Source organism: Pseudomonas alkylphenolica, assembly GCF_000746525.1.
GTDB lineage: Bacteria > Pseudomonadota > Gammaproteobacteria > Pseudomonadales > Pseudomonadaceae > Aquipseudomonas > Aquipseudomonas alkylphenolica.
This window is the reverse complement of the sequence record NZ_CP009048.1, coordinates 816,246-840,000: the sequence shown is the minus strand read 5'-3', so window position 1 is coordinate 840,000 and position 23,755 is coordinate 816,246. Positions and strand designations below refer to the sequence as shown.

Genomic DNA, 23,755 nt, shown 5'->3' with positions numbered 1-23,755 from the left:
CAAGCACCCACACGAATTGCTTGATTCGATTGTTAAAGAGCGGTGGCTGAAGTCTTTCGCTTCAACCGAGGCGCGCATTCTACGCTTTCCTCAGAGCCTGTCAAGCGTTTATTTTGAAGTTTTTCAGAATTTCTCTTTCAACTTCAACCGCTTAACTCGCTGCGATCTCTCGTCAGCGGGAGGCGAATTCTACAGCGTTTCAATCCGCTGTCAACCACCTTTTTCACCGCTGTCGATCTTTCGATCGAAGCCCTTCCTGCATTACTTGGAACATCTAACTCGTTGAATCTCAAGGAGTTTTCCGTTCCGACTGCGCCGGAAGTGGGGCGAATTATAGAGAGATCCACAGGCACGTCAAGGACTTATTTAAGCTTTTGTTGCAGAAGCTGTTTTTCGACCCGCAAGGCGTGGAATTCGCTTGGCAAACAGCGGAATACGCAGCGCCAGCAGAAAGGCTCCAATGCCCGCATAAACAGCCCACTCCTTAAGATCGGCCCGCACGACCCAAAGAAAGTGCAACAAACCCAAGGCAAGAATCACATAGACCAACTTATGAAGCTTCTTCCAACGCGCCCCCAGACGTCGCTGACTGTAGCGATTGGAAGTTACGGCCAAAGCCAGCAATCCAACAAAGCCCAAAGCCCCGACGATGATGTACGGCCGCTTGCTCAGCTCCACACCCAGCTGCCCCCAGTCCAACCCCAGCACGAAGACCATATACGAGGTCATGTGCAGCACTATATAAGCAAAGCACCACAGCCCTAGCTGCCGGCGCGAAACGATCCACCCCGCCCAACCGGTCAAACGCTGCAGCGGCGTCATGCTCAGGGTGATCAGCAGAAAGATCAGCGCGCCCAACCCCAACCGGTCGACCAGAATCTTGCCAGGATCCGGCCCCAGCGCATTCATGGCCGCCTCATACAGCCACCACAGCGGCCAGATACTGGCCAGGACAAAGATGCCAAGTCGAAACAATGGATAGCGCATCAATAGTTCTTCCGTAGATCAAGCCCGCTATAAAGCCCCGCTACTTCCTCGGCGTAGCCATTGAACATCTGGGTAGGACGCACATTGGGACTGAACAGCCCGCTGGGTAGGCGTCGCTCCCGGGCCTGGGTCCAGCGTGGGTGATCAACCTCGGGATTGACGTTGGCATAGAAGCCATATTCTTCGGGCGCGATGACCTGCCAGGTAGTACGCGGCTGCTCCGCAACCAGGCTGATACGCACAATCGACTTGATGCTCTTGAAGCCGTACTTCCAAGGCACCACCAAACGTAACGGCGCACCATTCTGATTGGGCAACTCGCGCCCATACATGCCAACGGCCAGAATCGCCAAAGGATTCATCGCCTCATCCAGACGCAAGCCCTCTACATAAGGCCAGTCGATAAGGGCGAAGCTGGAGCGCTGCCCCGGCATACTCTTGGGATCCTGCAGTGTTTCGAAGCGAATAAAGCGCGCCTTCGAGGTTGGCTCTACCTGCTTGAGCAGAGTCGACAGTGGAAAACCAAGCCAGGGAATGACCATGGACCAGGCCTCGACGCAACGCAGGCGATAGATACGCTCCTCCAGCTGATAAGGCTGCATGAAGTCTTCCAGCGCATAGCGCCCGGGCTTGCCCACCTCGCCGTCAATCACCACCGTCCAGGGTTCGGTCTTCAGGCTGCCGGCATTGGCCGCCGGATCGCCCTTGTCGGTGCCGAACTCATAGAAGTTGTTGTAGTGGGTGGCGTCTTTATAGGGGGTGATCGCCTCCCCCGGCGCAGTAACTGCCTGCCAGCGGGTCGCCGACAGTTTGTCACTGAACCAGGCTGGCGCCGCGCCCGCCTCGACATCGGTATAGCGCGACATTTCAGCCGCGCCGGCCCATCGAGGCAGTGCGCAAACCGCCAATGTGGCCGCCGTACCGCCGAGCAAGGCACGGCGCGAGACATACAGGGATTCTGGAGTGACGTCCGCTTCGCGGCAATCGGAGGCTTTGGACAGCTTGATGAGCATGATGGCTCCGTAGAACTGGGGACTGATGCACCAGTAGACTACGGAGCCCGAGCGAAATTACATCACTCGACGTTTTTACGCCGACGCATGCGCAACAGGTATTGCACAGGACCGGAGGCCGCATAGCCGAGGAACACCAGCAGCAGAATGCGTGGTGGATCACTGAAGACTACCGCGAACACCAGCACTACGGCGAGGATCGCTACGAACGGCACGCGCCCTTTGAGATCCAGCTCCTTGAAGCTGTTGTACTTGATGTTGCTGACCATCAGCATGCCCGCCGCGGCCACCAGCAACGCCACCAGGAACGAAAGCTTCGAACCCTGGATACCATAGTCACTGAAGGCCCAGACGGTACCGGCCACCACGCCCGCCGCTGCCGGGCTGGCCAGACCGATGAAGTAGCGTTTGTCGGCCGTGCCGACCTGGGTGTTAAAGCGCGCCAGACGCAAAGCAGCGCCAGCGACATAGATGAAGGCGACCATCCAGCCGACCTTGCCCATGTCACCCAGGGCCCAGCCGAACGCCAACAACGCAGGCGCCACACCAAAGGCAACCATGTCCGACAGCGAGTCGTACTCGGCACCGAAGGCGCTTTGGGTGTTGGTCATACGTGCAACACGGCCATCGAGGCCGTCGAGCACCATCGCGACAAAAATGGCAATGGCGGCAAATGCGAAGTACTTGCTCGCTTCACGCGGATCGCCAGCACTCAGGGCAGCCTGGGCACTCATGGAATTGATGATGGAATAGAAACCGGCGAACAGGTTCGCGGTGGTGAACAGGTTGGGCAGCAGATAGATACCGCGATGCCGAACCTTGCGTCCTTCGGCGTCATGCCCTTCTTCAACATGCTCATCGATCGGTAGCAGGCTTTCGGCGTCAGAGGCCTTGTTCGGCTCTTCGGGACGTTCGCTCATGGACATTACCTTGCAACGGTGTGGAAAGTTTCGACAGAGGTCTGCGACGAGGGTTCGCCGACAGACGATGAAGCTTTATACCAGAAGCTGACCGCCTAAACGAAAAAACGCGGCCGAAGCCGCGTTTTCATCGCATCGAGACAGACTCAGTTCTTGGCCTTGTCGACGATTTTGTTGGCTGCAATCCAAGGCATCATCGAGCGCAGTTGCTCGCCGATGACTTCGATGCCGTGAGCGGCGTTGTTACGGCGCTTGGCGGTCATCGATGGGTAGCCGGTAGCACCTTCGCTGATGAACATCTTGGCGTACTCGCCGTCCTGGATGCGCTTCAGAGCGTTACGCATGGCCTGACGGGATTCGGCGTTGATGACTTCAGGGCCGGTCACGTACTCGCCGTATTCGGCGTTGTTGGAGATCGAGTAGTTCATGTTGGCGATACCGCCTTCGTACATGAGGTCAACGATCAGCTTCAGTTCGTGCAGGCATTCGAAGTAGGCCATTTCTGGCGCGTAGCCCGCTTCAACCAGGGTTTCGAAGCCAGCTTTGACCAGCTCGACGGTACCACCGCACAGAACAGCCTGCTCGCCGAACAGGTCGGTTTCGGTCTCGTCCTTGAAGGTGGTTTCGATGATGCCGGTACGGCCGCCACCAACGCCAGCGGCGTAGGACAGTGCAACGTTCTTGGCGTTGCCCGAGGCGTCCTGGTAGATAGCGATCAGGTCAGGAATGCCGCCGCCTTTGACGAACTCGGAACGTACGGTGTGACCTGGCGCTTTTGGCGCGATCATGATCACGTCCAGGTCAGCGCGTGGCACAACCTGGTTGTAGTGGATGGCGAAACCGTGGGAGAAGGCCAGGGTGGCGCCTTTCTTGATGTTCGGTTCGATTTCGTTCTTGTACAGCTGGCCTTGGAATTCGTCCGGGGTCAGGATCATGACCAGGTCGGCAGCCGCAACAGCAGAAGCCACATCGGCAACTTTCAGGCCGTGAGCTTCAGCTTTGGCAACGGTAGCCGAGCCTTTACGCAGACCGACAGTGACATCCACACCGGAGTCTTTCAGGTTGCACGCTTGAGCGTGACCCTGGGAGCCGTAGCCGATGATGGCAACTTTTTTGCCCTGGATGATCGAAAGGTCGCAGTCTTTGTCGTAGAAAACTTTCATGAACATACCCCTGTTATCTCGGCCCGATAGGGCCATCGCTAATTTTTTGAGTTAGATGCTGAGCACTTTGTCGCCACGGGCAATGCCGGTAACGCCGCTGCGCACTGTTTCGAGAATGGACGCGGTACCGATGGCCTGAATGAAGCTGTCAAGCTTGTCGCTGGCGCCAGTCAGCTGCACGGTGTAGACGCTGCTGCTGACATCGACGATCTGCCCACGATAGATATCGGTGGTGCGTTTGATCTCGGCACGCTGTGCGCCCGTGGCCTTGATCTTGACCAGCATCAGTTCACGTTCGATGTGCGCGCTTTCCGAGAGGTCGACCAGCTTGACGACTTCAACCAGCTTGTTCAGGTTTTTGGTGATCTGCTCGATCACCTCATCATGACCGACCGTGGTCAACGTCAGACGCGACAGGGTCGGGTCTTCAGTCGGAGCTACGGTCAGGCTTTCGATGTTGTAGTTACGCTGCGAGAACAGACCAACCACGCGAGACAAGGCACCGGGTTCGTTTTCCAACAGCAGGGAAATAATGTGCCGCATGATTAGGTACGCTCCGTCTTGCTCAGCCACATGTCGCGCATAGAGCCGTCTTTGATCTGCATCGGGTAGACGTGTTCGCTGTTGTCGACCTGGATATCAATGAACACCAGGCGGTCTTTCATCGCGAACGCTTCTTCGAGCTTGGGCTTGAGGTCCTTCAGGCTGGTGATGCGGATGCCCACGTGACCATAGGCTTCAGCCAGCTTGACGAAGTCAGGCAGCGATTCCATATAGGAGTGCGAGTGACGGCTGTTGTAGGCCATGTCCTGCCACTGGCGGACCATACCCAATACACCGTTGTTCAGGTTGACGATTTTCACCGGCAGGTCGTACTGCAGGCAGGTCGACAGCTCCTGAATGTTCATCTGGATGCTGCCCTCGCCGGTGACGCAGGCAACGTCCTGGTCCGGGAAGTTCAGCTTGACGCCCATGGCCGCCGGGAAACCGAAGCCCATGGTGCCCAGACCACCGGAGTTGATCCAGCGATTGGGTTTGTTGAAGCGGTAGTACTGCGCCGCGAACATCTGGTGCTGACCCACATCGGAAGTGATGAAGGCATCGCCCTTGGTCACTTCGCAGAGGGTCTCGATCACGGTCTGCGGCTTGATGACGTTACCGTCGCCCTTGTCATAAGGGAACATGTCACGGTCACCGCGCCACTCTTCGATCTGCTTCCACCAGGCATCCATCGCAGCTTTTTCCGGCTGCTCGCCGATTTCGCGCAGGGTCGCAACCATTTCGGTCAGGACGCTCTCGACCGGACCAACAATCGGCACGTCGGCCTTGATGGTCTTGGAGATCGACGCCGGATCGATATCGATGTGGATAACCTTGGCGTTCGGGCAGAACTTGGCCGGACCGTTGACCACACGGTCGTCAAAGCGCGCACCGACGGCGAAAATCACATCGGCGTGGTGCATGGCCAGGTTGGCAGTGTAGCTGCCGTGCATACCGAGCATGCCGAGGAACTGGCGATCGGTACCCGGATAGCCACCCAACCCCATCAGGGTATTGGTGACTGGCAGATTGAGCATCTGCGCGATCTCGGTCAGGGCAGCCGAGCCGCCACCGAGGATCACGCCGCCACCGGCGTAGACCACAGGACGCTTGGCAGCCAGGAGCATTTCAGCTGCTTTGCGGATCTGCCCCGAGTGACCACGGACAGCCGGGCTGTAAGAGCGAAGCTTGACCTTTTTCGGGTAGACGTATTCGAACTTTTCCGCCGGGTTGGTCATGTCTTTCGGGATATCGACCACCACCGGACCCGGACGACCGGACTGCGCCAGGTAGAAGGCTTTTTTCAGGACTTCCGGGATTTCCGATGCATGTTTGATCATGAAGCTGTGCTTCACGATCGGCCGGGAAATACCGATCATGTCGGTTTCCTGGAAGGCATCGGTACCCACCATGGTGCTAGGCACCTGGCCGGAAAGGATAACCATCGGAATGGAGTCCATGTACGCAGTGGCAATACCGGTAATGGCATTGGTTGCGCCCGGACCGGAGGTTACCAGTACCACGCCGGCCTTGCCGGTGGCACGGGCGTAACCGTCCGCCATATGGGTAGCCGCCTGCTCGTGACGAACCAGGATGTGGCTTACTTCCGGTTCTTTGAACAGGGCATCGTAAACATGCAGGAGAGCACCACCAGGGTACCCGTAGATGTGCTTAACGCCTTCGTCACGCAAAAAGCGGACGACCATCTCAGCGCCAGATAAAAGCTCCACGTTGTTCACCTCTAAAACGCCAGAATACCGCCCACGGTGGACGGGTCTTAATAGGTTTACTGCCAAGCAGAGCATGAGCGACGGAATCGCCGACTACGTCAGCACTGACTGAGCAAGTATTGGGAGCGCCCCAAAGTGTTGCGGGGTTTTCCCACCCAGCGCGAGGTAACGCGTTGCGGGGTGTAACAGGTCGGCGCGGGTGTGCGCCTCATGATCTGCTTAGCGGGTCTGCTTCTGGCAGTCCCTCTACAGCGGAATCTGGATTCTTCTTTTTCGGCGCGCGCAAGTCAAGAAAAATTATTGCCAATTTAGCGCAAGGACGAACTACAGCCACCACTAATGCTAGCGACAGCAGCAGAAAAACCAACATTACAAACAAAAAGAGCCACAAACTGTGGCTCCAAGGGTGAAAAGAGGGAAATTCAGGCAGATGGACTGATCAATTGGTCAAACTCTGCAAGCAGCCTGCGTAGCTCGCGGCTTTGCTCCGGGCGATCGGCATAAACCGTTTCAGCCATGACCAGGATCCCGGAGGCGCTTGGCAGCGCCAGGCCCTTCTCGAGAATCTCTTTCATTTTCGGCAGGAAAATCCACTGCAGCCACTGATCGAAGTTCATGCTGTCGACAGCAAAAGGCACAGTGCTGGCCAGTGCCTGGGCACTGGGCGCGGTCTCACTCCACCAACCCTGGGCGTGCAGCTCGTGCTCGATCAGCAACAAGTGATCGGCGATATCCAGAATGCGCGGGTCCATTACAGGTTGACCTGGGCTTTCTGCCGCGCCAGCGCTGCACCTGCCGAGTCGCCCTGCTTCTCGCGTGCCTGGGCAATGATGCCCCACAGGCCTGCTTGCAGGTCAGGACGGCCGTTGGCATAGGTCAGCGCACGGCGGGCAAGCTGTTCCGATTGCGCTGCATCGCCCTGAGCCAGGCGCACCTGGGCCAGGCGGTAAAGCACCTGCGGCTCGCGCGGGGCAATACGCTGGGCACGCTCCAGGCTCGACGAGGCACCGTTGTAATCACCGCTGCCCTGCTGTTGCTGGGCAGTGGTCAGCAGCGCCAGCACTGGGCCGTCGAGCTGTTCGTCAGCCGACAGGCCACCACTGACCGCGCCGCTGCGCGGGATGCCGCTAGGCGCGCTCGGAGCGCTAGTGCTCGGCATGGTGTAGCTGCCGGCATTGGTCGAACCGCTATCGAAGGGCACCGAACTGCTTGGCCCCGGTGTAATCGGGCCGGTGCTGATCGGCGCAGACGCCGTCGAAGCCGGGAACGTCTGGATCGGTGCCGCACCCGCGCCCTGCGGGACCATCACGGTGACACCGGAGTCCTGCGGCACGGCCTGGGCCTGACGAGTACCGGTGTTGACCTGGGCACCACGGCTGGCCGTGACCCGTTCGCTATTGGACACACGCGTGCTCGAGTCGACCACGGGAATCGAGCCACGCTGAACGTTGGCGCAACCGTTGAGCAAAGCCAGTGCCGTCAAGGCAGGAAACCACCACTTGTTCACTTCACACCCTCTTTGCTTAATTCATCCAGCCCTTGACCCAGTCCATGACGGACTCGGCGGGATCCTGCGTGCCGCCACAGGCGGCGCCGGCAGGCGGCTCACTGCCGCGAATATACGGCATCTGTACTGCGCCCGGGCAACTGCTGTCGGAGCCCTGCCCGGAGTGTGGATCAATCCAGGCCTGGACCACGTTGTCAGGCAGCGGCATGTCCAGCGGCAACGGGTCGGCCTTGCGCATGAAACTGGTCCAGACCTGCAGGGCACCGGTGGCACCGGTGAACGGCGTCTTGCCATTATCGTCCCGACCGAGCCAGACCACCGCCAGCAGATCCTGGCTGAAACCTGCGAACCAGCTGTCACGCGAATCGTTACTGGTACCGGTCTTGCCCGCCAGGTTCAACGAACTTGGCAATACACTGTAGACCGAGCGGCCGGTGCCTTCGCGCATCACCCGCTGCATGGCGTTCTGGACCAGATAGATCGCCCCCGGATCGAAGCTCTGCTGGATCTGGAACGGATAACGCTTGAGCGGTTCGCCCTCGGCGGTCAGTACACTGCGGATGCCGCGCATTGGCGTATTGAAACCACCGTTGGCCAGGGTCTGGTACATAGTCGCAACCTGCATCGGCGACATCCCGCCGGCACCCAGCAGCATCGACGGGAAGGCCGGCCAATCGACATTCACACCCAGGCGCCCAATGGTTTTGAGCACATTCGGCACGCCCAGTTCCAGGCCGAGCTTGGCCGTCGACAGGTTGTAGGAGTTGGCCAGGCCCTGGTACAGATAAACGGTGCCATGGGAGCGGCGGTCATAGTTCTGCGGCCGCCAAACCTGGCCATCGCCACCTTTGACCGAGAACGGTTCGTCCTGCACCCAACTGGTCAGGGTGTATTGGCTCGGCTTTTCCAGCGCCGTCAGGTAGACCGCCGGCTTGACCAGCGAGCCGATCGGCCGCACGGCGTCAATCGCTCGGTTGAAACCGGCAAATCCTGCCTGACGGCTGCCGATCAACGCCTGTACCTCACCGGTTTCAGGGTTGGTCACCACCATCGCCGCCTCGACCTCGTCAGCACCTTTGCGTCCGGCCAGGCGCTTGAAGGTCTCGGACATGGCCGATTCGGATTTCATCTGCAGGATCGGGTCAAAGCTGGTGAAGATACGCAGGCCTTCTTCGGTCAAGTCTTCGTCACGGTAGTCCTGACGCAACTGACGTTTGACCAGATCAAGGAAACCGGGGAACGAGCTGTCGGCCAGGCTGCCGCGCTTGGTCACGCCCAGCGGCATTTTCTTCGCCGCGGCAACCGCTTCTGGCGTGGCCACGCCCTGCTCGGCCAACAGGTCCAGTACCAGGTTACGGCGCACGGTGGCGCGGTCCGGGTAACGCCGCGGATTGTAGTAAGACGGTCCCTTGACCATGCCCACCAGCAGCGCCACCTGATGCAGCTTCAGTTCCGACAGCGGCTGGCTGAAGAAGAACTGGCTGGCCAGGCCAAAACCGTGCACCGCACGTTGACCATCCTGACCGACGAATACCTCGTTGAGGTAAGCCTCAAGGATCTCGCGCTTGTCGTAGTGCAGTTCCAGCAGCAAGGCCATCATGGCCTCGGTCAGCTTACGACTGAGGCTACGCTCGTTGGTCAGGTAGAAGTTTTTGACCAGCTGCTGGGTCAGGGTACTGCCGCCCTGACGCATGGCACCCGACGAAGTGTTGACCCAGACCGCACGGGCAATCGACTTCGGCGATACGCCAAAGTGACTGTAGAAGTCGCGGTCTTCCACGGCCACCAGGGTTTCCAGCAGGTACGGCGGCACCTGATCGAGTTTGATCAGGATGCGGTCTTCCAGGTTCTTCGGGTACAGCCCGCCGATCATCAGCGGCTCCAAGCGAACCACATCGAGCTTGGAACCATTGATGCCACTCAAACCCGCCACATAGTCGCCGGAGAAACGCACACGCACCGCTTGCGCCTGCTCCATGCCTTCATAGAACTGGAAGCCACGGGTATTGAGGTCGACGGTATTGCCGCTGACCGCAGCGGCGCCCGGGCCGTTGGCAACGCTTTCACGGCGATAGCCCAGGGCATCGAGTTCGATGAGGAAGTCGTTTTTGCTCAGTTTCTGCCCGACGAACAGCTCCAGCGGTCGGGCATACACCTTGGCCGGGATGGTCCAGCGCTTGCCGGAGAACTTCTCCTGGACCACAGCATCGAGGTAAATGGCAAAGCCGGCCAGCACCACAAGGCCAACCAGGCTGAGCTTGATGGCCCAGCCCAGCCAGGCGCGCGAGCGGCCAGACGGGCGTTTTTTAGCGGTACGGGGGGATCGGGTACGAGTCATGGCGGCGGATTATACGCACTTTATTGATCCTCGACAGGCGCCCTCCGGCGGTTTGCAGCAGCCTCGCTTACCGCCATAATGGCCCACTCGAAATCACCAAGACCCAGAAGGATCGCCCGTGAGCCAAGCCTTGATCACCGCGCTGCAGAACCCCGCCCTGTTCCCTCACCCGGTGAAGGAGTTTCAGCTCATCGAGACCCATATCTCCTGGGTACTGCTGACTGGCGACTATGCCTACAAGATCAAGAAGCCGATGAATTTCGGCTTCCTCGATTTCACCGAACTGTCCGCACGCAAGCACTTCTGCAACGAAGAGCTGCGCCTGAACCAGCGCCTGACCGAAGGCCTGTACCTGGACGTACTGCCGATCACCGGTAGCGCCGAAGCGCCGCAACTGGGTGGCGAAGGCGAAGCGATCGAATACGCGCTGAAAATGCGCCAGTTCCCGCAGAACCAGATGCTCAGCACCCTGCAAGCCAACGGTGAGCTGACCGCCGAGCACATCGACCAGATGGCCCGGCAAATCGCCGAGTTCCACCTGCAGGCACCCAAGGTCTCGGTGGAGCATCCGCTGGGTACCCCGGACAGCGTCATGGTGCCGGTGGAACAGAACTTCGAGCAGATTCGCCCGTTCCTCAGCGACAAGGCCGACCTGCAGCAACTCGATGCCCTGCAGGCCTGGGCCCAGGACAGCTTCAAGCGCCTTCACGGCCTGCTCGAGGCACGCAAGGCCGAAGGCTTCATTCGTGAGTGCCATGGTGACATCCACCTGGGCAACGCCACCCTGATCGACGGCAAGGTCGTCATCTTCGACTGCATCGAATTCAACGAGCCCTTCCGCCTGACCGACGTCTACGCCGACACTGCGTTCCTGGCCATGGACCTTGAAGACCGTGGCCTGAAGTCGCTGTCTCGGCGCTTCATCAGCCAGTACCTGGAACTGACCGGCGACTATGCAGGCCTTGAACTGCTGAACTTCTACAAAGCTTACCGCGCCCTGGTCCGGGCCAAGGTCGCCCTGTTCAGCATGCCGGCCAATGCCGATGCCGTGCAGCGTGCCACCACCCTGCGCACCTACCGCAACTATGCCAACCTGGCCGAAAGCTACAGCGCCATTCCTTCGCGCTTCCTGGCCATCACCCACGGTGTTTCCGCAGTGGGCAAGAGCCATGTGGCGATGCGCCTGGTCGATGCCCTGGGGGCGATCCGTTTGCGCTCGGATGTAGAGCGCAAGCGTATGTTCGGCGAGCAGCAGGCAGGCGATGCCGGTCAGCTGCAGCAAGGTATCTATAACAACGATGCCAGCCAGGCCACCTATGCCCGCCTGCACAATCTGGCCGAAACCATCCTGCGTGCCGGTTTCCCGGTGGTCATTGACGCCACCTACCTCAAGCAGGCTCAGCGCCAGGCGGCGGCCGGCGTTGCCAGCGAGACCGGGGTGCCTTTCCTGATCCTCGACTGCAATGCCCCACAAGCGGTTATCGCCAGCTGGCTGGCACAGCGTCAGGCCGACAAAAATGATCCTTCCGATGCAACGCTGGAAGTGGTCGAAGCCCAACTGGCCAGTCGTGAGCCACTGACTAGCGAAGAACTGCTGCAAAGCAAGCGCGTCGAAACCAACGAGAGCGGCAGCCTCGATCTGCTGGTCAAGCAGATCCGTCAGCGCCTTCCCGGGCTCTGATATGCCTCAGGACGTGAAGCAGTCGACACTTCACGCCTGATCTCCGGCGCCTCCGCCATGATGGCACTATAGTATCACCCTAAGTGCAAACAAGGAGGCGCCTTCATGAATCAGCCACGGCAACTGGACAGCGCACTGTATGCGCTGGTGCATGACGAACAGATCGCCAGCTTCAACCGCGAAAAACCCAGGGACGTCAGTATCGACTTTCGCGGTGGCGATTTCCGCGGCCTCGACCTGCGGGAGCTGGACACCAGCGGAATCGATTTTACCGATGCCTACTTCCGCGCCGCCGATTTGCGCGGCCTCGACCTGCGCCACAATGGGCTCGAAGGCGCAAGCCTGGCCCATGCACAGATCTCCGGTACCTACTTCCCCAGTGAACTGAGCGCCGACGAAATTCTCATGTCGGTCAATTTCGGTACTCGACTGCGCTATCGCACCCGCTGATAGTTTCGGGCATCGTCAGTGGGAGCGGGCTTGCCCCGCGATGCGATTTGACTGATACACCGCAATCGCGGGGCAAGCCCGCTCCCACAGAGACCGTTTTCCAGCTTCGATGGCAAAACGCCGCGTATTTCCCAAGTGCCGCTACACTGCTCATTGACCTGCCAGCGATTCCTCCACAAGACCCGTTCAGCCGTCGCAAGGAGGCTTGATGAACGATGAACTCCAGCATCTGAAAAACCTTGGCAAGACTTCCGCGCAGTGGCTGCATGCGGTCGGCATCCACAGTGCTTCGGATCTGCGCCGGCTGGGTGCGGTAAACGCCTACAAGGCGGTGCGCACCCGTGGTTTCCGGGCCTCGAAGGTATTGCTCTACGCGATTGAAGGCGCCTTGCTCGACGTGCACTGGAATGACATTCCGGCCGACCGCAAGGAAGCCCTGAACCAGCAACTCGATGCCAAACCCGTTCAGAAAAATAATTGAGAATATTGAGTAGCGGCGGTTGACAGCGTAATGAGAATCGTTATGATTATCGCAACTGGTCGCGAGACTGGTTGGATAACCTGAAAGCCCCTGGTTCGGACTCTCAGATTATCTCCTCATCAGGCTAATCACGGTTATTGACCCGGCTCTTTGCCGGGTCTTTTTTTTGCCCGGAGTTGGTATCGTTTGATAGCGTCAAACCAACAGTGACTCCAGGTAACTCCCTGCTATGCATTTTCTCTGCTTATCCGACCAATTAGACGAAGGCCGCAGTCGTGGCTTCAGCGTTGACGATACCGCCGTGTTTGCCGTGCGCCGCGCAGGCCGGGTCTACCTGTACCGCAACCGCTGCCCGCACCGCGGCATCCCGCTGAACTGGGAGCCCGATCAGTTTCTCGACAGCAGCGCCAGCCTGATCGCCTGTGGCCGGCATGGCGCCCTGTTTCTGATCGAGTCCGGGGAATGCGTGGCCGGCCCCTGCGCCGGAGAGCAACTGACCGCCCTGGACTGCCTTGAAGACAGCCAGGGCATCTGGCTCATGGCGTAAGCAGTACCGGCAAAGCCCGGTCGATGTAGATCTGCTCGCCATCGACGCGCGTACCATAGGCCAGAACCTCGACGCCATCGGCCACTGCGGCGCGCAACGCTTGCGCGTAGGCCGCATCGATTTCCTCGGCTGGCCGCACGGCTTCGATAGCGCTGAGATTCACGCAGTACAGTTGCACCGCCCGCACACCCTGGCGAGCCAGCGCCGCCAGTTCGCGCAGGTGCTTGGCGCCCCGCTGGGTGACCGCATCGGGGAAAGCCGCAATGGCTGAACCTTCAAAACCCAGGGTCACGCTCTTGACCTCGACATAAGCCGGCCCATCGGCAAACTCCAGGCGAAAGTCCACCCGGCTACGCTCCTCGCCGTAGGCCACTTCGCGCCTGAGCCCGGTAAAACCTGCCAGTTCGCTGATGATTCCGGCGTGCAGGGCTTCCTCGACCAGCGCATTGGCCCGCCCGGTATTCACACAGGCCAGACGCCCTTGTGGCGTCTCACTGATTTCCCAGGTGCCAGGCAACTTGCGTTTGGGATCATTGGAACGACTGAACCAGACCTGCCCCCCTTCGACCATGCAATTGAGCATCGAGCCTGTATTGGGACAATGAATGGTGATCTGTTCGCCACTGGCCAGTTCGATATCGGCCAGAAAGCGCTTGTAGCGACGCAGCAGTCGCGCAGTTTCCAGTGCTGGAGAAAAACGCATCAGCCTTGCCAGCTCCGCAGACCCCGGGCAATCCGCTCCACCGCTTCCTGCAGGCGTGGAAGGCTCTGGGTGTAGGCAAACCGCACGTGATGCCCGGCCTGATAGCGACCGAAGTCCAGGCCCGGCGTGAAGGCAACATGCTCGGTTTCGAGGAAATGCTGGCAGAACGCAAAGGCATCACCGCCAAAAGCGCTGATATCGGCGTATAGATAAAAAGCCCCCTGCGGCTCGACGGCAATCTTGAAGCCCAGCTCACGCAGAGCTGGCAACAGGAAGTCACGACGACGGCCGAATTCGGCACGACGCTCTTCCAGAATCGCCAGCGTCTGTGGCTGGAAACAGGCCAGAGCAGCCTGTTGAGCCATGCTCGGGGCGCTGATGTAGAGATTCTGTGCCAGTTTTTCCAGGTCTCTGACCGCTGCCGGTGGCGCCACCAGCCAGCCGAGACGCCAACCGGTCATCCCGAAATATTTGGAAAAGCTGTTCAGGACGAAGGCATGGTCATCGACTTCCAGAACGCTGGCTGCATCCATGCCGTAGGTCAGCCCGTGGTAGATCTCATCGACCACCAGATGCCCATTGTGAGCGCGGGTTGCCGCCGACAGGCTGGCCAACTCGCTACGCTCAAGCACGGTGCCGGTCGGGTTGGCCGGCGACGCCACCAGTGCGCCGACGGTGTCCTGATCCCAATAGCGCTCAACCAGGTCAGCGGTCAGTTGATAGTTGACCTCGGGGCCTACCGGTACCAGCTGCGCGCCACCTTCGACCAAACGCAAAAAGTGCCGGTTGCACGGGTAGCCCGGATCCGCCAGCAGCCAGTGCTTGCCCGGATCCACCAGCAAACTGCTGGCCAGCAGCAAGGCACCGGAGCCGCCCGGCGTGATGAGGATTCGTTCGGGGTCGATGCTCAGGCCATAGCGCTGCTGGTAAAAACCGGCAATCGCCTCACGCAGCGCCGGCACACCTCGCGCCGCGGTGTAGCGGGTATGCCCGGCGGCCAGGGCAGCCTGGCCAGCCTCGACGATCGGCGCGGCGGTGGTGAAGTCCGGCTCGCCGATTTCCAGGTGAATCACATCACGGCCGCTGGCTTGCAGCTCGTTGGCGCGGGCCAGCAGGGCCATGACGTGGAACGGTTCTATGGCGCGGCTGCGCGCACTGTAGGACTGGGCCATCAACCTTCTCTCAAATAGGTCTAGAATGATGATTCTACCCGGGTGCTGAAGCGAACGTGTGGCTAAACCTGCTGTCAACCACGAAGACACCGGGAGTAGCGCGCCCCGATTCGATCTGGTAAGTTCGGCGGCTCGCAGTCGCAGGGCCGGCGGGCGCCGGAGATGGAGCAGCCTGCGCAATGGATTAGAAGAGTGAGAGGCGGTCTATTCATGTCCACCCAAGAAAAGCAACAAAGTCAACTCGTTCGCGGCTTCGAACCCTATAAAGAAACCAAGGGTGAGGAGTACATGGGTGTCCCCATGCGCGCGCACTTCACCAAGCTCCTGCAGAAATGGAAACTGGAGCTGATGCAAGGCGTGGACGCGACTGTGGACCACATGAAAGACGAGGCAGCCAACTTCCCTGACCCGGCCGATCGCGCCAGCCAGGAAGAAGAGTTCGCCCTGGAGCTGCGTAATCGCGACCGCGAACGCAAGCTGATCAAGAAAATCGACAAAACCTTGCAACTGATCGAAGACGAGGAGTACGGCTGGTGCGAAAGCTGCGGCGTGGAAATCGGTATTCGTCGCCTGGAGGCCCGTCCGACTGCAGACCTGTGCTACGACTGCAAGACGCTGGCGGAAATCAAGGAAAAACAGGTCGGCAAAGCCTGATCTGACCAGAACGGGGCGCTCAAGGCGCCCCGCTTCATTTATGGCTGCGACGATTGCCCAGTACCTGCATTGATGAGTATGAACAACCCTCGCTACATCGGGCGTTTCGCTCCCACCCCAAGCGGATTCCTGCACTTCGGTTCGTTGGTCGCTGCGCTCGCCTCCTGGCTTGATGCCCGCGCGGTTGGCGGCCAGTGGCTGCTGCGCATGGAAGATATCGACCCTCCCCGCGAAGCCCCCGGCGCTCAAGCGGCAATCCTGCACACCCTGGAAAGCTACGGCCTGGAGTGGGATGGCGAGGTGGTCTACCAGAGCCAGCGCCATGAAGCCTACGCCGAAGTCGTCGAGCGTCTGTTCCGCCAAGGTCTGGCTTATGCCTGTACCTGTTCGCGCAAGCAACTGGAAGGTTACAACGGCATTTACCCCGGTCTGTGCCGCAATGCCGGCCATGCCCAGCAGGACGCCGCCATCCGCCTGCGCGTGCCGGAGCTGACCTATCGTTTCGAAGACCGTGTCCAGGGCCCTTTCGAACAACACCTGGGCCGTGAGGTAGGTGATTTCGTCATCCGTCGTCGCGACGGGCTCTATGCGTATCAGCTGGCGGTGGTGCTGGACGATGCCTGGCAAGGTGTGACCGACATCGTACGCGGCGCCGATCTGCTGGATAACACCCCGCGCCAGCTTTACCTGCAGGAACTGCTGGGGCTGTCGCAACCGCGTTATCTACATGTGCCGCTGATTACCCAGCCTGATGGCCATAAGCTGGGCAAGAGTTACCGTTCCGCGCCGTTACCCGCCGAGCAAGCCACGCCACTGCTGCTGCGAGCCCTGCGCGCCCTGGGACAAACCACCGATGCCAGCATGACGCAAGGCTCCCCGGCCGAAGTGCTGGCGCACGCTGCTTTACACTGGACCCCTGACGCCATCCCTCGTCGCCTGAGCGTGCCTGAAGCGGACCTTCACTGATCGGGTGGGAGCGGGCTTGCCCCGCGACATGATGCGACTGACAAACCGCAATCGCGGGGCAAGCCCGCTCCCACCTAGCCAAGCCTGTTACACCAACAAAGCCCAATAAATTCAAATCTTTGGCTAAATTGCTCAAGGTCGTTTGCAGCCGTCAGCCCATCCGTTACCATCGCCGCAGCCATTTGCGCCAATAATAAGTCCAAGCCGCAGCGCCCTAACCTTTGAGGCCAGCATGTATATCTATCGTTTGGTCCTGCTTCTGGTCGTGGGGATCTATCTGTTCTCCCCGGCCATCATGGACTGGTGGATCGAGCCAACCGGAGCCTGGTATCGCCCTTACCTGCTCTGGCTGATCCTGATCGTCGTGACCTTTATCCTGCAGAGCCAACGTGATGCCGATGAGCTTTAGCCTGACCCAGATGATCCTGATCAGCGCCGCCTACCTGCTGGTGCTGTTCGGCGTGGCCTGGATCAGCGAACGCGGCATGATCCCGCGCGCAATCATTCGCCACCCCCTGACCTACACCCTGTCGCTGGGTGTCTATGCCAGTGCCTGGGCGTTTTACGGCTCAGTCGGCCTGGCCTACCAGTACGGGTACGGCTTTCTGGCCTGTTACCTGGGGGTTTCCGGGGCCTTCCTGCTGGCGCCGGTACTGCTTTACCCGATCCTGAAGATCACTCGTACCTATCAGCTGTCGTCACTGGCCGACCTCATCGCTTTCCGCTTTCGCAGCACCTGGGCCGGGGCACTGACCACGGTATTCATGCTGATCGGCGTCCTGCCGTTGCTGGCCCTGCAGATCCAGGCGGTGGCCGACTCGATCAGCATCCTCACCGGCGAACCGGTCAAAGCGCGGGTGGCCATGGCCTTCTGTGCCTTGATTACCTTGTTCACCATCTTTTTCGGCTCCCGGCATATCGCTACCCGGGAAAAACACGAAGGCCTGGTGTTCGCCATTGCCTTTGAGTCGGTGATCAAGCTGCTGGCCCTGGGCGGCATTGGCCTGTACGCGCTGTACGGGGTATTCGGCGGGCCACATCAGCTGGAAGTCTGGCTGCTGCAGAACCAGACTGCCCTGGCCGCCCTGCACACGCCATTGCAGGAAGGCCCATGGCGGACCCTGCTGCTGGTGTTCTTCGCCTCGGCCATCGTCATGCCGCACATGTACCACATGGCCTTCACCGAGAACCTCAACCCGCGCTCGCTGGTCAGCGCCAGTTGGGGCTTGCCACTGTTCCTGCTGCTGATGAGCCTGGCTGTGCCTTTGATCCTCTGGGCGGGCTTGAAGATGGGCGCCAGCACCAGCCCGGAATACTTCACCCTGGGCCTGGGGATCGCCGCCAACAACCAGGCGCTGGCACTACTCGCTTATGTGGGTGGGCTGTCAGCCTCCAGCGGCTTGATCATCGTTACCACCCTCGCCCTCTCGGGCATGGCCCTGAACCACCTGGTACTGCCGCTGTACCAGCCTCCGGCCGAGGGTAATATCTATCGCTGGCTGAAATGGACCCGCCGCGCGCTGATCGTTGCGATCATCGCCGCCGGCTTCGGCTTCTACCTGACCCTGCAGAGCCAGCAGGACCTGGCCAACCTCGGCATCGTCGCCTTTGTCGCCACCCTGCAGTTCCTGCCGGGCGTACTCTCGGTACTGTACTGGCCGACCGCCAACCGTCGCGGCTTCATCGCCGGTTTGCTGGCCGGGATCCTGGTGTGGATGGTGACCATGTTGCTGCCACTGGTGGGCAACCTGCAGGGCTTCTACATCCCGTTGCTGAACATGATCTATGTGCTCGACGACACCAGCTGGCACATGGCGGCCATTGCCTCGCTGGCGGCTAACGTGTTGCTGTTCACCCTGATTTCGCTGTTCACCAACGCCAGCAGTGAAGAAGTCAGCGCCGCCGAAGCCTGCGCAGTGGATAACGTGCGCCGTCCGCAACGCCGCGAACTGCATGCCGCCTCGCCGCAGGAGTTCGCCACGCAACTGGCCAAGCCACTAGGGGCAAAGGCCGCACAGAAGGAAGTCGAACAGGCCCTGCGTGATCTCTACCTGCCTTTCGACGAACGCCGCCCCTACGCCTTGCGCCGCCTGCGCGACCGTATCGAAGCCAACCTGTCGGGGCTGATGGGGCCGAGTGTGGCTCAGGACATGGTCGAGACCTTCCTTCCTTACAAGTCGGGTAACGAAAACTACGTTACCGAAGACATCCACTTCATCGAAAGTCGCCTGGAAGACTACCACTCGCGCCTCACCGGCCTTGCCGCCGAGCTCGATGCCCTGCGCCGCTACCATCGCCAGACCCTGCAGGAGCTGCCCATGGGTGTCTGCTCGCTGGCCAAGGATCAGGAGATCCTGATGTGGAACAAGGCCATGGAAGAGCTCACCGGCATTCCCGCCAAGCGTGTGGTCGGTTCACGCCTGACCACCATCAGCGAACCTTGGCGTGGCCTGCTGCTGGGCTTCACCAACATCCCCGATGAACACCTGCACAAGCAGCGCCTGGGCCTGGACGGCCAGACCCGCTGGCTGAACCTGCACAAGGCCGCCATTGACGAGCCCCTGGCGCCGGGCAACAGTGGCCTGGTGGTGCTGGTCGAAGACCTCACCGAGACCCAGGCTCTGGAAGACAAACTGGTGCACTCCGAACGCCTGGCCAGTATCGGTCGCCTGGCGGCCGGGGTGGCCCACGAGATCGGCAACCCGGTCACTGGCATCGCTTGCCTGGCGCAGAACCTGCGCGAAGAGCGTGAAGAAGATGGCGAGATCACCGAGTTGAGTAGCCAGATCCTTGAGCAGACCAAACGCATTTCCCGCATCGTTCAGTCACTGATGAGCTTTGCCCACGCCGGCAGCCATCAGCACAGCGACGAGCCCGTATGCCTGGCCGAAGTGGCGCAGGACGCCATCGGTCTGCTGGCCTTGAACCGGCGCAATTTCGAAGTACAGTTCTTCAACCTGTGCGACCCCGAGCACTGGGTCGATGGCGACCCGCAACGCCTGGCCCAGGTCCTGATCAACTTGCTGTCCAACGCCCGCGATGCCTCACCGCCCGGCAGTGCCGTGCGGGTCAAGAGTGAAGCGAGCGAGCATACCGTTGACCTGATCGTCGAGGACGAAGGCAGCGGTATTCCGAAAAACATCATGGATCGTCTGTTCGAACCCTTCTTCACTACCAAGGACCCGGGCGAAGGTACCGGACTGGGGCTTGCTCTGGTCTATTCCATCGTGGAAGAGCATTATGGACAAATCACCATCGACAGCCCGGCCGATACCCAGAGCCAGCGTGGCACTCGGATCCGAGTCACCCTGCCGCGCCATGTCGTAGCGACGTCCGCTGTGAACTGAGACCGTCGAGAGAATTGAATCAATGCCGCATATTCTGATCGTCGAAGACGAAACCATCATCCGCTCGGCACTGCGTCGACTACTGGAACGGAACCAGTATCAGGTCAGCGAAGCCGGATCGGTGCAGGAAGCACAGGAGCGCTTCAGCATTGCCACCTTCGACCTGATTGTCAGTGACCTGCGCCTGCCCGGCGCCCCGGGTACCGAACTGATCAAGCTCGGCCAGGGCACACCGGTGCTGATCATGACCAGCTACGCGAGCCTGCGCTCGGCCGTCGATTCGATGAAAATGGGCGCGGTGGACTACATCGCCAAGCCTTTCGATCATGACGAAATGCTCCAGGCCGTGGCGCGCATCCTGCGTGACCGCCAGAACGCGCCAGCCGCGCCTGCCGAAGCACGCGGTAACGGCAAGACCGGCATCGCCGACAAAGGCAGCAGCAATGCCGCCAATGGCGAGATCGGCATCATTGGCTCCTGCCCGCCGATGCAAGACCTGTACGGCAAGATCCGCAAGGTCGCCCCGACTGACTCGAATGTGCTGATCCAGGGCGAGTCGGGGACCGGTAAAGAGCTGGTTGCCCGCGCCCTGCACAACCTCTCGCGCCGCGCCAAGGCACCGATGATCTCGGTGAACTGTGCGGCCATTCCGGAAACCCTGATCGAGTCGGAACTGTTCGGCCATGAGAAAGGCGCCTTCACCGGTGCCAGCGCCGGTCGCGCCGGCCTGGTCGAAGCTGCCGACGGCGGCACCCTGTTCCTCGACGAAATCGGTGAATTGCCGCTGGAAGCCCAGGCTCGCCTACTGCGGGTGCTTCAGGAAGGCGAAATCCGCCGAGTCGGGTCGGTGCAGTCACAAAAGGTCGATGTGCGCCTGATCGCTGCGACCCACCGCGACCTGAAAAACCTGGCCAAGATCGGCCAGTTCCGCGAAGACCTTTATTACCGTCTGCACGTTATCGCCCTCAAGCTGCCTGCCCTGCGCGAGCGCGGCGCCGACGTCAACGAAATCGCCAATGCCTTCCTCGCCCGCCAAAGCGCGCGTGTCGGCCGTAACGACCTGCGCTTCGGCCACGATGCCGAACAGGCCATCCGTCATTACTCCTGGCCGGGTAACGTCCGTGAGCTGGAAAACGCCGTTGAGCGTGCGGTGATTCTCTGCGAGAGCCCGGAAATCTCTGCCGACCTGCTGGGCATCGATATCGAGCTGAGCGACCTGGAAGACGACGAGCCGTTCGCCAGCCTGTCCGGCAATGGCAGTGCAGCCAACAATACCAGCCACGAGCCAACCGAAGACCTGTCCCTGGAAGACTACTTCCAGCACTTCGTCCTCGAACATCAGGACCACATGACCGAGACCGAGCTGGCACGCAAACTCGGGGTCAGTCGCAAGTGCCTGTGGGAACGTCGCCAGCGCCTGGGCATCCCGCGGCGCAAGAGCGGTGCCACCAGCGATAGCTGATCCCTTTCAGCTGTCAGCGAGGTGCTAAGGGGTAACACAGACAAATGTGAAAAAACTGTTACCTCGCCACAATCTCGTAACAAAAACCGGGGCTTACGGTAACGAAGCCCCGGTTTTTTTTCGCCCCAACGACACGGTGAAATCGCTCCAAGCCCTTGTTTTACTGGGGTTTGCAAAAGTTGGCACGGCACCTGCTATATGTTTGGTACAAGAACAATAACAAGCACTGCAAAAGACAATAAAAATAAGACGAATCGGCTCACGCACAATAAGAACAAGACGGCGGAGGCGCAGCTAACTGATTCTTTTGGAGAGGAGTTGTATTTGGGGCTTGCCCCACAACCAGGCAGAGAACAACAAAAACTGCACTCAAGCAGGGCCTGAACTGGTTGGATCGCATGATCATTGCAACCTCAGCGACCAAAGCAATCCGTTTGCTCTTGAATCCCGGTTAGGGAGATCGTCCACAAGCTTTGCGTTTTGTGGATAGGGCACTCAACAAAAACAAGAAGCCCGGCAAAAAAACAATAAGAGCACGCAACTACTTTCTTGGGGAGCTTCGGCTCCCCTTGTAGTTTCTCCCCTCCGCATCACCCCCCGCTTTGCTAGCGCCTACACCATCCGCCCAGTAAATGCTAGAATCCCCGCCCATCATGCGGCCATTCTTCGTTTTTGGCCGAACATTCCTTCAAACAGTGCATCCCATGCTGAAGAAGCTGTTCCAGTCGTTCCGTCCTCCCGTACGTGGCCCGCACCACAAGCGCACCACGCCTGAAGTGATCAATAGCGGTCAACACTCGCTGCAACGTGGCCAATTCAGTCGTCATGCGGTGAGTATCGTTGAGCGCCTGCAAAATGCTGGCTACCAGGCCTACCTGGTCGGTGGCTGCGTGCGCGACCAACTCCTGGGTATCACCCCCAAGGACTTCGATGTCGCCACCAGCGCCACCCCCGAACAAGTCCGTGCCGAATTTCGCAATGCGCGCATCATCGGCCGCCGTTTCAAGCTGGTTCACATCCATTTCGGTCGTGAAATCATCGAAGTCGCCACCTTCCGCGCCAACCACCCGGAAAGCGAAGCAGAAGACAGCCACACCTCGTCGCGTAACGAGAGCGGGCGCATTCTGCGTGACAATGTCTACGGCACCCTGGAAGAAGACGCGCAGCGCCGCGACTTCACCATCAACGCCCTGTACTACGATCCGGTCAGCGAGCGCATCCTCGACTACGCCAATGGCGTACACGACATCCGCAATCGTTTGATCCGCCTGATCGGTGACCCGACCCAGCGTTACCAGGAAGACCCGGTACGGATGCTGCGCGCCGTGCGTTTCGCCGCCAAGCTGAACTTCGGCATCGAGAAGCACACGGTGCAGCCGATTCGCCAGCTGGCATCGATGCTGCGCGAGATCCCGTCTGCCCGCCTGTTCGAGGAAACACTCAAGCTGTTCCTCTCCGGGCATGCCGCCGACACCTTCGAAATGCTCGTCGACCTGCAGTTGTTCGATCCGCTGTTCCCGGCCAGTGCCGAAGCCCTGGAAGAACACCCGACCTACACCCATACCCTGATCAGCCAGGCGTTGATCAACACCGACCTGCGCATCAAGCAGGGCAAACCGGTAACCCCTGCGTTCCTGTTTGCCGCGCTGCTCTGGCCGGCCCTGCCGGGTCGTGCTCTGCGCCTGCAAAGCCGTGGCATGCCGCCAATTCCGGCGATGAACGAAGCCGCCCACGAGCTGATCAGCGAACAGTGCCAGCGCATCGCGATCCCGAAACGCTTCACCCTGCCGATCCGCGAGATCTGGGACATGCAGGAGCGCCTGCCACGCCGCAGCGGCAAGCGTGCCGACCTGCTGCTCGACAACCCGCGCTTCCGTGCCGGTTACGACTTCCTGCTACTGCGTGAAAGCGCAGGTGAGGAAACCGATGGCCTGGGCCAATGGTGGACCGACTATCAGGACAGCAACGACAGCGAGCGGCGCGACATGATCCGTGACCTGGGCAGCCGCGATGAAGGCGCCTCTGCCGGCCCGCGCAAACGCAAGCGCAGCCCGAGCAAACGCAAGCGTGCCGATGGCGGCGCAGGCGAATAAG

21 protein-coding genes are annotated in these 23,755 nt (G+C 60.1%); 10 read left to right on the top strand and 11 right to left on the bottom strand.

The window, feature by feature from the left end; genetic code table 11:
• Positions 1–366 precede the first annotated feature (366 nt).
• The 9 genes from msrQ to mrcB all read right to left on the bottom strand — a co-directional run bounded on the left by msrQ (position 367) and on the right by mrcB (position 10,198).
• Positions 367–987: a protein-methionine-sulfoxide reductase heme-binding subunit MsrQ gene (msrQ, locus tag PSAKL28_RS03935; protein ID WP_038606852.1), complete on the bottom strand. Its 621-nt coding sequence runs from the start codon at positions 985–987 to the stop codon at positions 367–369.
• Entirely contained in the window at positions 987–2,000 is a 1,014-nt protein-coding gene (msrP, locus tag PSAKL28_RS03930; protein WP_038606849.1) for a protein-methionine-sulfoxide reductase catalytic subunit MsrP, read from the bottom strand. Before msrP ends, msrQ begins: the two co-directional genes overlap by 1 nt.
• Positions 2,001–2,062: 62 nt before the next feature.
• The gene (pssA, locus tag PSAKL28_RS03925) at positions 2,063–2,920 is read right to left on the bottom strand and encodes a CDP-diacylglycerol--serine O-phosphatidyltransferase (protein ID WP_038606846.1); all 858 of its coding nucleotides are present in this window, start codon (positions 2,918–2,920) and stop codon (positions 2,063–2,065) included.
• Between the two features lie 146 nt (positions 2,921–3,066).
• The gene (gene ilvC, locus PSAKL28_RS03920) at positions 3,067–4,083 is read right to left on the bottom strand and encodes a ketol-acid reductoisomerase (RefSeq protein WP_038616234.1); all 1,017 of its coding nucleotides are present in this window, start codon (positions 4,081–4,083) and stop codon (positions 3,067–3,069) included.
• A 51-nt stretch (positions 4,084–4,134) separates the two neighbouring features.
• A complete protein-coding gene (gene ilvN / locus PSAKL28_RS03915; protein ID WP_010223016.1) occupies positions 4,135–4,626 on the bottom strand; it encodes an acetolactate synthase small subunit in 492 nt (163 codons plus the stop codon).
• 2 nt (positions 4,627–4,628) lie between these two features.
• Positions 4,629–6,353 carry an acetolactate synthase 3 large subunit gene (locus tag PSAKL28_RS03910; RefSeq protein ID WP_038616232.1) on the bottom strand — a complete coding sequence of 575 codons (1,725 nt, stop codon included), beginning with the start codon at positions 6,351–6,353 and terminating at the stop codon, positions 4,629–4,631.
• A 422-nt stretch (positions 6,354–6,775) separates the two neighbouring features.
• Positions 6,776–7,105 carry a YqcC family protein gene (locus PSAKL28_RS03905; protein ID WP_038606844.1) on the bottom strand — a complete coding sequence of 110 codons (330 nt, stop codon included), beginning with the start codon at positions 7,103–7,105 and terminating at the stop codon, positions 6,776–6,778.
• Complete coding sequence (locus tag PSAKL28_RS03900; RefSeq protein ID WP_038606842.1) at positions 7,105–7,860, bottom strand: tetratricopeptide repeat protein; 756 nt, start codon at positions 7,858–7,860, stop codon at positions 7,105–7,107. Before PSAKL28_RS03900 ends, PSAKL28_RS03905 begins: the two co-directional genes overlap by 1 nt.
• Before the next feature lie 16 nt (positions 7,861–7,876).
• Positions 7,877–10,198 (bottom strand): penicillin-binding protein 1B, encoded by a 2,322-nt coding sequence (gene mrcB / locus PSAKL28_RS03895; RefSeq protein WP_038606841.1) that lies wholly within the window; start codon positions 10,196–10,198, stop codon positions 7,877–7,879.
• A gap of 118 nt (positions 10,199–10,316) precedes the next feature.
• Between mrcB and PSAKL28_RS03890 the strand changes: the two genes are divergently transcribed.
• From PSAKL28_RS03890 to PSAKL28_RS03875, 4 genes are all read left to right on the top strand, one after another.
• The gene (locus PSAKL28_RS03890) at positions 10,317–11,879 is read left to right on the top strand and encodes a bifunctional aminoglycoside phosphotransferase/ATP-binding protein (RefSeq protein ID WP_038606839.1); all 1,563 of its coding nucleotides are present in this window, start codon (positions 10,317–10,319) and stop codon (positions 11,877–11,879) included.
• 105 nt (positions 11,880–11,984) lie between these two features.
• Positions 11,985–12,329, top strand: coding sequence for a pentapeptide repeat-containing protein (locus PSAKL28_RS03885; protein WP_038606838.1), 345 nt, complete (start codon positions 11,985–11,987; stop codon positions 12,327–12,329).
• A gap of 208 nt (positions 12,330–12,537) precedes the next feature.
• Positions 12,538–12,810, top strand: coding sequence for a TfoX/Sxy family protein (locus tag PSAKL28_RS03880; protein ID WP_038606836.1), 273 nt, complete (start codon positions 12,538–12,540; stop codon positions 12,808–12,810).
• Between the two features lie 229 nt (positions 12,811–13,039).
• Positions 13,040–13,357: a Rieske (2Fe-2S) protein gene (locus PSAKL28_RS03875; protein ID WP_038606833.1), complete on the top strand. Its 318-nt coding sequence runs from the start codon at positions 13,040–13,042 to the stop codon at positions 13,355–13,357.
• Here the strand turns inward: PSAKL28_RS03875 and sfsA are convergent.
• Both sfsA and PSAKL28_RS03865 read right to left on the bottom strand, forming a co-directional pair.
• Positions 13,347–14,060 (bottom strand): DNA/RNA nuclease SfsA, encoded by a 714-nt coding sequence (gene sfsA, locus PSAKL28_RS03870; RefSeq protein ID WP_038606830.1) that lies wholly within the window; start codon positions 14,058–14,060, stop codon positions 13,347–13,349. The genes PSAKL28_RS03875 and sfsA overlap by 11 nt on opposite strands.
• Complete coding sequence (locus tag PSAKL28_RS03865; RefSeq protein WP_038606827.1) at positions 14,060–15,232, bottom strand: pyridoxal phosphate-dependent aminotransferase; 1,173 nt, start codon at positions 15,230–15,232, stop codon at positions 14,060–14,062. Before PSAKL28_RS03865 ends, sfsA begins: the two co-directional genes overlap by 1 nt.
• A 210-nt stretch (positions 15,233–15,442) precedes the next feature.
• Here PSAKL28_RS03865 and dksA point away from each other — a divergent pair, with 210 nt between their 5' ends.
• From dksA to PSAKL28_RS03835, 6 genes are all read left to right on the top strand, one after another.
• Positions 15,443–15,886 (top strand): RNA polymerase-binding protein DksA, encoded by a 444-nt coding sequence (gene dksA, locus PSAKL28_RS03860; protein WP_038606824.1) that lies wholly within the window; start codon positions 15,443–15,445, stop codon positions 15,884–15,886.
• 78 nt (positions 15,887–15,964) lie between these two features.
• Complete coding sequence (gluQRS, locus tag PSAKL28_RS03855; protein WP_038606821.1) at positions 15,965–16,852, top strand: tRNA glutamyl-Q(34) synthetase GluQRS; 888 nt, start codon at positions 15,965–15,967, stop codon at positions 16,850–16,852.
• Between the two features lie 232 nt (positions 16,853–17,084).
• The gene (locus PSAKL28_RS27470; RefSeq protein ID WP_003250005.1) at positions 17,085–17,261 is read left to right on the top strand and encodes a hypothetical protein; all 177 of its coding nucleotides are present in this window, start codon (positions 17,085–17,087) and stop codon (positions 17,259–17,261) included.
• Positions 17,245–20,199, top strand: coding sequence for a sensor histidine kinase (locus PSAKL28_RS03845; protein WP_167335108.1), 2,955 nt, complete (start codon positions 17,245–17,247; stop codon positions 20,197–20,199). The genes PSAKL28_RS27470 and PSAKL28_RS03845 overlap by 17 nt, the downstream gene beginning before the upstream one ends.
• A 22-nt stretch (positions 20,200–20,221) precedes the next feature.
• Positions 20,222–21,661: a sigma-54-dependent transcriptional regulator gene (locus PSAKL28_RS03840; protein WP_038606813.1), complete on the top strand. Its 1,440-nt coding sequence runs from the start codon at positions 20,222–20,224 to the stop codon at positions 21,659–21,661.
• A gap of 704 nt (positions 21,662–22,365) precedes the next feature.
• Positions 22,366–23,754 carry a polynucleotide adenylyltransferase PcnB gene (locus tag PSAKL28_RS03835; protein WP_038606810.1) on the top strand — a complete coding sequence of 463 codons (1,389 nt, stop codon included), beginning with the start codon at positions 22,366–22,368 and terminating at the stop codon, positions 23,752–23,754.
• Position 23,755: the final 1 nt, after the last annotated feature.

Excerpts from the sequence above, each read along its gene's own strand:
- msrQ (WP_038606852.1), bottom strand. The coding sequence starts at position 987 with ATGCGCTATCCATTGTTTCGACTTGGCATCTTTGTCCTGGCCAGTATC.
- msrP (WP_038606849.1), bottom strand. The coding sequence starts at position 2,000 with ATGCTCATCAAGCTGTCCAAAGCCTCCGATTGCCGCGAAGCGGACGTC.
- pssA (WP_038606846.1), bottom strand. The coding sequence starts at position 2,920 with ATGAGCGAACGTCCCGAAGAGCCGAACAAGGCCTCTGACGCCGAAAGC.
- ilvC (WP_038616234.1), bottom strand. The coding sequence starts at position 4,083 with ATGAAAGTTTTCTACGACAAAGACTGCGACCTTTCGATCATCCAGGGC.
- ilvN (WP_010223016.1), bottom strand. The coding sequence starts at position 4,626 with ATGCGGCACATTATTTCCCTGCTGTTGGAAAACGAACCCGGTGCCTTG.
- PSAKL28_RS03905 (WP_038606844.1), bottom strand. The coding sequence starts at position 7,105 with ATGGACCCGCGCATTCTGGATATCGCCGATCACTTGTTGCTGATCGAG.
- mrcB (WP_038606841.1), bottom strand. The coding sequence starts at position 10,198 with ATGACTCGTACCCGATCCCCCCGTACCGCTAAAAAACGCCCGTCTGGC.
- PSAKL28_RS03885 (WP_038606838.1), top strand. The coding sequence starts at position 11,985 with ATGAATCAGCCACGGCAACTGGACAGCGCACTGTATGCGCTGGTGCAT.
- PSAKL28_RS03880 (WP_038606836.1), top strand. The coding sequence starts at position 12,538 with ATGAACGATGAACTCCAGCATCTGAAAAACCTTGGCAAGACTTCCGCG.
- PSAKL28_RS03875 (WP_038606833.1), top strand. The coding sequence starts at position 13,040 with ATGCATTTTCTCTGCTTATCCGACCAATTAGACGAAGGCCGCAGTCGT.
- sfsA (WP_038606830.1), bottom strand. The coding sequence starts at position 14,060 with ATGCGTTTTTCTCCAGCACTGGAAACTGCGCGACTGCTGCGTCGCTAC.
- PSAKL28_RS03865 (WP_038606827.1), bottom strand. The coding sequence starts at position 15,232 with ATGGCCCAGTCCTACAGTGCGCGCAGCCGCGCCATAGAACCGTTCCAC.
- dksA (WP_038606824.1), top strand. The coding sequence starts at position 15,443 with ATGTCCACCCAAGAAAAGCAACAAAGTCAACTCGTTCGCGGCTTCGAA.
- gluQRS (WP_038606821.1), top strand. The coding sequence starts at position 15,965 with ATGAACAACCCTCGCTACATCGGGCGTTTCGCTCCCACCCCAAGCGGA.
- PSAKL28_RS27470 (WP_003250005.1), top strand. The coding sequence starts at position 17,085 with ATGTATATCTATCGTTTGGTCCTGCTTCTGGTCGTGGGGATCTATCTG.
- PSAKL28_RS03845 (WP_167335108.1), top strand. The coding sequence starts at position 17,245 with ATGCCGATGAGCTTTAGCCTGACCCAGATGATCCTGATCAGCGCCGCC.
- PSAKL28_RS03840 (WP_038606813.1), top strand. The coding sequence starts at position 20,222 with ATGCCGCATATTCTGATCGTCGAAGACGAAACCATCATCCGCTCGGCA.
- PSAKL28_RS03835 (WP_038606810.1), top strand. The coding sequence starts at position 22,366 with ATGCTGAAGAAGCTGTTCCAGTCGTTCCGTCCTCCCGTACGTGGCCCG.